This window comes from Actinoplanes couchii, from assembly GCF_016862075.1.
In the GTDB taxonomy this organism is placed as follows: Bacteria; Actinomycetota; Actinomycetes; order Mycobacteriales; family Micromonosporaceae; genus Actinoplanes; species Actinoplanes couchii.
In genome coordinates, this window is record NZ_BOMG01000030.1 from 43,271 (window position 1) to 51,591 (window position 8,321).

The 8,321-nt window shown below is 71.6% G+C and carries 6 protein-coding genes; 5 read left to right on the plus strand and 1 reads right to left on the minus strand.

What is annotated here, in order from left to right:
• Nucleotides 1-10 precede the first annotated feature (10 nt).
• The 3 genes from Aco03nite_RS09505 to Aco03nite_RS09515 all read left to right on the plus strand — a co-directional run bounded on the left by Aco03nite_RS09505 (nt 11) and on the right by Aco03nite_RS09515 (nt 5,116).
• Nucleotides 11-2,818 carry an ATP-binding protein gene (locus tag Aco03nite_RS09505; protein WP_203794424.1) on the plus strand — a complete coding sequence of 936 codons (2,808 nt, stop codon included), beginning with the start codon at nt 11-13 and terminating at the stop codon, nt 2,816-2,818.
• 185 nt (nt 2,819-3,003) lie between these two features.
• Nucleotides 3,004-3,774, plus strand: coding sequence for a DUF5995 family protein (locus tag Aco03nite_RS09510; protein ID WP_203794425.1), 771 nt, complete (start codon nt 3,004-3,006; stop codon nt 3,772-3,774).
• Between the two features lie 346 nt (nt 3,775-4,120).
• Nucleotides 4,121-5,116: a glutathione S-transferase family protein gene (locus Aco03nite_RS09515; RefSeq protein WP_203794426.1), complete on the plus strand. Its 996-nt coding sequence runs from the start codon at nt 4,121-4,123 to the stop codon at nt 5,114-5,116.
• Here Aco03nite_RS09515 and Aco03nite_RS09520 read toward each other — a convergent pair.
• Nucleotides 5,090-5,581: a MarR family winged helix-turn-helix transcriptional regulator gene (locus Aco03nite_RS09520; protein ID WP_203794427.1), complete on the minus strand. Its 492-nt coding sequence runs from the start codon at nt 5,579-5,581 to the stop codon at nt 5,090-5,092. The two genes, Aco03nite_RS09515 and Aco03nite_RS09520, sit on opposite strands and share 27 nt — an antisense overlap.
• Nucleotides 5,582-5,655: 74 nt before the next feature.
• Between Aco03nite_RS09520 and Aco03nite_RS09525 the strand changes: the two genes are divergently transcribed.
• Complete coding sequence (locus Aco03nite_RS09525) at nt 5,656-6,903, plus strand: DMT family transporter (protein ID WP_203794428.1); 1,248 nt, start codon at nt 5,656-5,658, stop codon at nt 6,901-6,903.
• 483 nt (nt 6,904-7,386) lie between these two features.
• Nucleotides 7,387-8,321 (plus strand): SWIM zinc finger family protein (locus tag Aco03nite_RS09530; RefSeq protein WP_507762611.1); only part of this gene is annotated, 935 nt, incomplete at its 3' end.

Consider the following 8,321-nt stretch of genomic DNA (forward strand, 5'->3'; position numbering starts at 1 on the left):
GCTGCCGGACATGGCTGGCCTGGGGGACGAAGGACCGCTTGTCGGGCGAACCGGCACTCTGGCCGACATGCAGTCCTACCTGCGCAACGTCGGTCCGGGCGGGACTTCCGCGGTCTTCGTGACCGGGGAGAGCGGTGTCGGCAAGAGCCGGCTGCTGCGGGAGACCGCCGACGCGCTGCGCGGCGGTGGCTTCGCCGTGCTCTTCGGGACATGCCTGGACATCGGGGACGCCTCGCCGCTGCACCCGGTGCTGCAGGCGCTGCGCCGGCACGACGACAGCACCCGGTCCACCGCGGCCGACGACGCCGGCGCCCTGCTGGAGCGGGTCTCGCACGACCTGCGGGCGATCGCCGGCGACCAGCAGCTGCTGCTGGTGCTGGACGATCTGCAGTGGGCCGACCGCAGCACCCGCCAGCTCCTGCTCTACCTGCTGGCCGGCCTCGGCGACGTCCGCGTGTCGGTGCTCGCCGCGATCCGGGCCGAGGCCCTGCACGGCACCCACCCGCTGCGCCGGGTGCTGGCCGAGCTGCGCCGGCTGCGGTCGGTGCGGGTGGTCGACCTGGCACCGCTGGACCAGGAGCAGACCCACGAGCTGGTGGCCGCGATCGTCGGGCGGACCCCGGCCGTCGAGGACGCCGACCGGGTCTTCAAGCGCAGCGGCGGCAACCCGTTCGTCGTCGAGGAGCTCTCCCGGGACCTGCGCGACGGCCGGGTCGAGCTGTCCGACACGCTGCGCGAGATCTTCCTGTCCCGGGTGGACGAGCTGCCGCCGAAGGCGCACACCGTGGTGCACGCGATCGCCGCCGGGGTGGAGCCGATCCACCACTCGGTGCTGGCCCGGGTGGTCCCGTTCGACGAGGACCAGCTCATCGAAGCGGTTCGGGCCGCGGTCACGCACCGGTTCGTGGCCAGCGACGGCGACGGCTACAAGCTGCGGCACCGGCTGGTCGCCGAGGTCCTGGAGCAGGAGGTGCTGCCGGCCGAGGCGGCGTCCCTGCACCGGCGGTACGCGGAGGCCCTGGAGTCGTTCGAGGGCGAGCCGGACAACGCCCGGCTGGCCTTCCACTGGCAACGGGCCGGCGAGCCGGGCCGGGCGCTGGACCCGGTGGTCGCGGCCGCCCACGCCGCCGAGCGGATGTACGGGTTCACCGAGGCGCACCGCTACTGGACCATCGCGCTGCAACTGTCCACCGAGACCGATCCACGCCGGACCGAGCTGCTGGGCAGCGCCGCCGAGTCGGCCCACCACTGCGGTGAGCACCTGCTCGCGCTGGCCCGCCTGGAGGAGCTGGCCGGGCGGCCGGACGCACCGGGGCAGTCCGACGTGCACCTGCGCCGGGCCCGTTACCTGGCCGCGGCCGGGCGGTCGGCGACCGCCGAGGTCGAGTACCAGCGGGCTCTGGAGGCGCCGGACTGCACCCCGCGGCGGCGGGCGTCGGCGGCGGCGTACCTGGCCGAGCTGTTGTTGCACCTGGGCCGGTACGCGGACGCCAACCAGCACGCCCGGGAGGCCCTGGAGCTGGCCGCGGTCAACGGCGCCACCACCGATCTGGTGCGGGCCAGCGCCGCCCTCGGGTTCAGCGCCGCGTTCCGGGAGGACCCGGACGCCGGCCTGGCCGTCATCCGGCACGCCGTGGAGATCGCCGAGCGGTCCGGTCACCCGGACGACCTGGGTGTGGCCTACCTGCACCTCGCCGAGCTGCTCACCGGCCCGCTGAACAGCATCGAGGAGGGGGTCCTGGTGGCCCGCCGGGGCGCCGAACAGCTGGCCGCCCGCGGGGTCGGCCGGACCTATCAGACCCGGCTGCTGGCGATCGCCGCGAAGGGACTGTTCCGGACCGGTCAGTGGGCCGAGGCGTCGGCGGTGCTGGAGACGGCGATGCGGCACCGGCCGTCCGGCGCCGACGCGGTCGAGCTGCTGCTGTCCCGCTCCCAGCTGTGGGTGGGTTTCGGCGAGGTCGACCACGCCCGCCGGGACCTGGACGCGATCGCCACCCTGCTGGCCGGCGGCGGCGCCCGGCACGTGCTGCCGATGCTGACGCTGCGGGCCGGGCTGGCCATGTGGCAGGGCGAGTACGCCGACGCCCGGGCCGCCGTCCAGCGTGGCGTGACCGAGACCCGCTCCGACGACCTGGTGCTGCTCGGGGTGCTCGCCTGGCACGGTCTGCGGGCCGAGGCCCAGGCGCACGTGGCCGGGCAGCCGGTCGACCCGGGTGCCGTCCGGCGCCTGCGGACGGTGATGGATCGCCTGGTCAAGGGCGTGGTGGACGCGCCGCCGGCGGTGCGCGCGGTGGTCGACGGCTATCTCGACCTGTGCACCGCCGAGCTGAGCCGGGTCGAGGACCGGCACGATCCCGAGCCGTGGGCGCGGGCGGCCGCGATCTGGGACCGGCGCCAGCAGCCCTACCCCGCCGCGTACGCCCGGTTGCGGCACGCCGAGGCGTCCCTGCAGCGCCGGGTGCGGCGCACGGCGGCGATCAACGGCCTGCGGCAGGCGTACGCCACCGCACAGGCGATGGGGGCCAAGCCGTTCGCGAACGAGATCGCCGGGGTGGCCCAGCGGTTCCGGATCGCGCTCGGGGACGGGGATCCGGCGGCCGCCGCCGTCGTGGAGCAGGCCGCCGGGGAGCTGGCGGCACTGACCGGGCGGGAGCGTGAGGTGCTCGCCGCGGTGGCCGAGGGCTTGACGAACCGGGAGATCGGTGAGTTGCTGTTCATCAGCGAGCGCACCGTGGGTGTCCATCTGGGACACATCTTCGACAAGCTGCAGGTACGTAGTCGGGTTCAGGCCAGTCGCGTATTCCTGACAGCAGCCTGACCAGGTGTTCGTTATCTTGCCGTGACATACGTATGTGGAATACGTAGTTCTACCGATCCCACGGCGGACCCCCCGTGGAAATGTGACCGCCACGGGGGAGCACCGCCCGGTTCCAGGGGGAGAAGCGCGGAGCCGGGCGGTGCTGGGGGCCCTCCGCTGTCTTTGTTTCATCCACGGAGGATCCGATGACCCAGCCCATCTGGGGCCCCGTTCAGCAGGATATGTCCGATATCCTGCAACGGCATCCCGACGACGTTCCCGGAGTGGTCGACCAGCTAGCCGAACTGCAGAAGGTCCTGTGCCGGGTACCGCCCTTGCTGGACAGCAATCCGGTGGCCGATTTCAACAAGCTCTACCTGACGATCACCGAGAACGTGCTGGAGCGTCTCTACGCCGGCAAGTTCAAGGATCCCGGGTTCCTGTCCCGGCTCGATGTCGAATTCGCGGCCCGCTATTTCGACGCCCTGCGCTACTGGACCGAATGCAGCGCCTCGTGTCCCGGCGTGTGGGCCGGGCTGTTCAGCCGGGTTCCCGGGCCCGACCCACGCCCGCTGCCGTCGGCGGTCGCCGGGGTCAACGCGCACATCAACTTCGACCTGCCGTTCGCCCTGGTCACCACCTTCGACCACCTGGGCAGCGACCCGATCGACGGCAGCGACCAGCACCACGACTACCTACAGGTCAACGACATCTTCGCCGAGGAGATCCCGGGGCTGCGGCGCGGTTATCTGGACCGCTGGCAGTTGCTCATCGACACGATGAACGGCGATCTGGACGACTGGTGGCAGGGCGAGATGGTGGAGTACACCCGCAACGTCGCCTGGCGCAACGCACAGAAGATCTGGGCGATCCGGCACGACATGATCGCCCTGGACAAGGAACGCCGCCGTCTCGACAACACCGCCACCGGCCTCGGCAAACTGCTGCTGTCGCCGTTCGGCGGTTTTCTGCAGTGACGACACTTTTGCACCGGTGAGCCCGGCGGGCCGGCCGGTCTCGACCGGGTGACCGGCAGTGACCGCCGGGCCGCCCGGAACCGCCCGGACATGTCCGTCTGAGCTGCAACCGGGCATAAGTGGGCACGCTCCCAGAGAGAGACCGGAACCGCTTTCGCAACATGCTATAAAGGCGACTGGCGCCCAGGTTTCGGGCGCCCCGCGAGCCTCAGCGCGAGCGTGAGCCGGGCGAGGCGTCACACACGGGGGGATGCCTCGCCCGGTTGTTGCGCCCAGCGGCAGTCGCCGGGGCGGCTATTCGCCGAAAGAGGGATGGGCCGGCCGCCGAGCGGGAATCGTTACCGGCATGGCTTACCTGAATCCGGCGGGAGAGTTCACCCGCGACCAGCGGTACATCGCCACCCGGATCACCGCCGACGGGCGTGACGGATTCCCGGTCGAGGCCGGGCGGTACCGGCTCGTGGTCAGCCGGGCCTGCCCCTGGGCGAACCGGGCGATCATCGTACGGCGGCTGCTGGGTCTGGAAAATGCCCTCTCGATGGGTGTCACGGGACCGACCCACGACGAGCGGAGCTGGACGTTCGACCTGGATCCGGACGGGCGGGATCCGGTGCTCGGCATCGAACGGCTGCAGGAGGCGTTCCTGAAGCGGTACCCGGACTACGACAAGGGCATCACCGTTCCGGCGATCGTGGACGTGCCGACCGGCGAGGTGGTCACCAACGACTTCCCGCAGATCACCCTCGACCTGTCCCTGGAGTGGACGGCGTTCCACCGCGACGGCGCGCCGCGACTCTGGCCCGACGAGCTGCGGGAGGAGATGGACCAGGTGAACGCCGTCGTCTTCAAGAACGTCAACAACGGCGTCTACCGGGCCGGGTTCGCGGGCACCCAGGAGGCCTACGAGAAGGCGTACGACCGGCTGTTCGCCCGGCTCGACTGGCTCTCCGAGCGTCTGGGCAGACAGCGCTACCTGGTCGGCGATCAGATCACCGAAGCGGACGTACGCCTGTTCACCACGCTGGTCCGGTTCGACGCCGTCTACCACGGCCATTTCAAGTGCAACCGGCAGAAGCTGTCCGAGATGCCGGTGCTGTGGGCGTACGCGCGGGACCTGTTCCAGACCCCCGGTTTCGGCGACACCATCGATTTCACCCACATCAAACGGCACTACTACCAGGTCCACCGCGACGTCAATCCGAGCGGGATCGTCCCGTCCGGCCCGGATCCGAGCACCTGGACGACGGCGCACGGCCGCGAGGAACTGGGTGGCCGGCCCTTCGGCGACGGCACTCCCCCGCCGCCGCCACCCGCGTCAGAGGCCGTTCAGGAGAGCGCGTAACAGGGTGCTCAGCTGCGCCCGCTGGTCCGCCGGGAGGTGGGCGAGCAGGCGCTGCTGCTCGGCCAGGCCGGCGGTGACCGCGTCGTCGGCCAGGGTGTGCCCGCGCGGCGTCAGCCGGACCAGGACGGCCCGGCGGTCGTCCGGGTCGGGTGAGCGGGTCACCAGGCCGGCCTTCTCCAGCCGGTCCAGGCGGGCCGTGGTGCCGCCGGTGCTGAGCATCATCGAGGCGGCCAGCGCGCCGGGGGACAGCTGGAACGGGGCGCCGGAGCGGCGCAGCGTGGCCAGCACGTCGAACTCCGGGCGGCCGATGCCGAACGGGGCGTAGGCGCGCTCCACGGCGTCGCCGGCCACCCGGGCCAGCCGGAAGACGCGTCCGAAAATGCCCATGGCCTCGGTGTCCAGGTCGGGGCGCTCGGCGGCCCACTGGGCGAGGATGCGGTCGATGTCGTCGGTCACGTTCCCCATTTTCTTGATGACGAGCTTCTCGACAAAGTTTATCTTTACGTCGAGATACTTGATGGCAAGGGAAGTGGTGGATCATGCGGCTACTGCTGGTGACGGCACTGACCCCCGCGCTGTGGGGGACGACCTACGCGGTGACGACCGAGTTCCTGCCACCGGACCGGCCACTGCTCAGCGGCACCCTGCGGGCCCTCCCGGCCGGGCTGGTGCTGCTCGCCATCACCCGGGAGCTGCCGCGCGGCGCCTGGTGGTGGAAGTCCGCGGTGCTCGGCGCCCTCAACATCGGCATCTTCTTCGCGTTGCTCTTCGTGACCGCATACCGGTTACCAGGAGGCATGGCTGCGGTGCTCGGAGCGGTCCAGCCGGTCCTCGTCGCCGGGCTGAGCGTGCTGCTGCTCCGGGACCGGGTCGGTGGACGTACCGTGATCGCGGGGTTGATCGGCGCCCTGGGGGTGGCCCTTGCCGTGCTGACCTCGGCAGCCCGCCTCGACACCGTCGGCATCCTGGCCGGACTCGCCGGAGCCGCCTCCATGGCCCTCGGGCTGGTGCTCACCAAACGCTGGGGGCGGCCGGACGTCTCGATGCTCACCGTCACCGGCTGGCAGCTCACCGCGGGCGGTCTGCTGCTGGTCCCGGTCACCCTGCTGGCGGAGGGTCTGCCCGGCTCACTGACGGTCACCAACCTCGGCGGGTACGCCTACCTGTCACTGATCGGGACGGCACTCGCGTACACCATCTGGTTCCGCGGGCTGGAGCTGCTGCCCGCCGCCCGGGTGTCGCTGCTCAACCTGTTCGCCCCGCTGACCGCCACCCTGATCGGCTGGGCGGCGCTCGGCCAGGCCCTGACCCCGGTCCAGCTGGCCGGCATGATCGTCGCCTTCGGCGCGGTCGTGTGGGGACAGTCAGTGCATGTCGGCCGTCGCCACGATCCGCTTCACGTAACCGCCACGCGCCGCCCGCAGCATCGCCCGGCCGATCTCGTCGGTGGTGGTGACATAGCGGGGCGCGACCCGGCGGAACAGCGGGACCATCGGGGCGAGCACCGTGTAGGCGGCGTCGTACCACCTCGTCTTCGACCGGACACCGTGCGTCGGCTGGATGAAACCGGGCCGGAACGCGAAACCGTTCCGGAACAGGTCCATCACCTCCCGCTCGGTGCGGGCCTTGACCCGGGCCCACATCTGCCGGCTGTTCGCCCCCGTGCTCTCCCCCGAGACGTAGACGAACGTCATGTCCGGGCTCAGCGGGGCCAGGGTGCGGGCGGCGGCCATCGGGAAGTCGTAGGAGATCCGGGTGTAAGCGGCCTCGTCCATCCCCACCGATGAGACGCCCAGGCAGTAGAAACAGGCGTCCCAGCCGGTCAGCTCGCCCTCGATCGGGGAGAGATCGGCGAAATCGGCCAGGATGACCTCACGCAGCCGCGGGTGCCGCAGCCCCGTCGGCGACCGGGTCACCACCAGAACCTCGGTCACGTCCGGCGCGAGCAGGCACTCCCGCAACACACCCTGACCCACCATGCCCGTCGCCCCGAAAACGATCACCCGCATGCCTCCAGTGTGCCGCGTGCGGCAGGGGAAAACGTCGTACCCCACGCCTAGGGTCATGGCGTGTCCAGCGAAAAGCGGTCCACCACGGCCTCGTCCGCCCAGGCCGCTCCCGCCCCGCCTTCTCCTACCCCGCATTCTCCCGCCCCGGCTCCTACCCCGCCTTCTCCCGCCCCGGCCGCTCCCGCCCCGGCTTCTCCTGCCCAAGGCGGCCGTGCTCGGGGTGAGCGGGCTCTGGCGCGGGTCGATCGGGTTGCCGGGGGCATGGCCGAGCTGCGGCGATGGCTCGACGACCAGATCGAGCAGGGGTTGGCGGTGACCGGGCGGGCCGGTCCGGGTTCGTTCGAGACGATGGCGGCCCGGCTGGTCGACGCGCAGGCGCCCGGTGCCGCCGCCGTCGTCCGCCGGCTCGCCGAACTGGCCGGGTCCGGCCCGCACTGGGCGGACCGCCTGCTCGGCGAGTTGTCCCTGCTACGACTGCTGGTCACCGGCCACGACCGACTGGCCCCGGCGGCCACCAACCACAACCGGCTCGACCCGACGGACATCAACCACAACCGGCTCGACCAGACCGACACCAGCCACGACCGGCTCGACCCAACGGTCACCGACCACAACCGGTCAGACCCGACGGACACCAGCCACGACCGGCTCGACCAGACGGCCGCCAGCCACGACTGGCTCGACCCGGCGGTGGCCGCGATCGTCCGCGCCCGCATCGGCTTCCCCACCACCGCCGAGGAGGTCCTGGCCGGGCCGCGGGTCCTGGATCGCTGGCAGACCCTCGGCCAGGTGGAGACCGACGAGGGCCCGCTGACCAGCCGCCGGACCTGGCTGCGGGGAGTGGACACCGGCCGGTTCGCGCTGATCCTGACCTATGCGGCGCCCGGCCGGCCGATGCCCACCGATCTGATACCCGGCACCGAGTTCCGCGGCGAGGTCTGCTTCTATCCGGGCGCGGCGCCGCTGCGGGCCCTGGTCGCCACGCGCCTCTCGGCCACCACGCCTCTAGAAACCCCGCAGGGCGGAGGGTCCATCCGGGCGGCCCTGTCCCGGTGGTCGTCTTTCCTGGCCACCGACCCTTGGCGGTACGAGGGACCGATGCTCCTGTCCGCCGTGACCCTGTCCGCAGCACCCCCATCCGCTGTGAACCTGTCCTCAGCGCCCCCACCCGCTGTGACCCTGTCCTCAGTACCCCC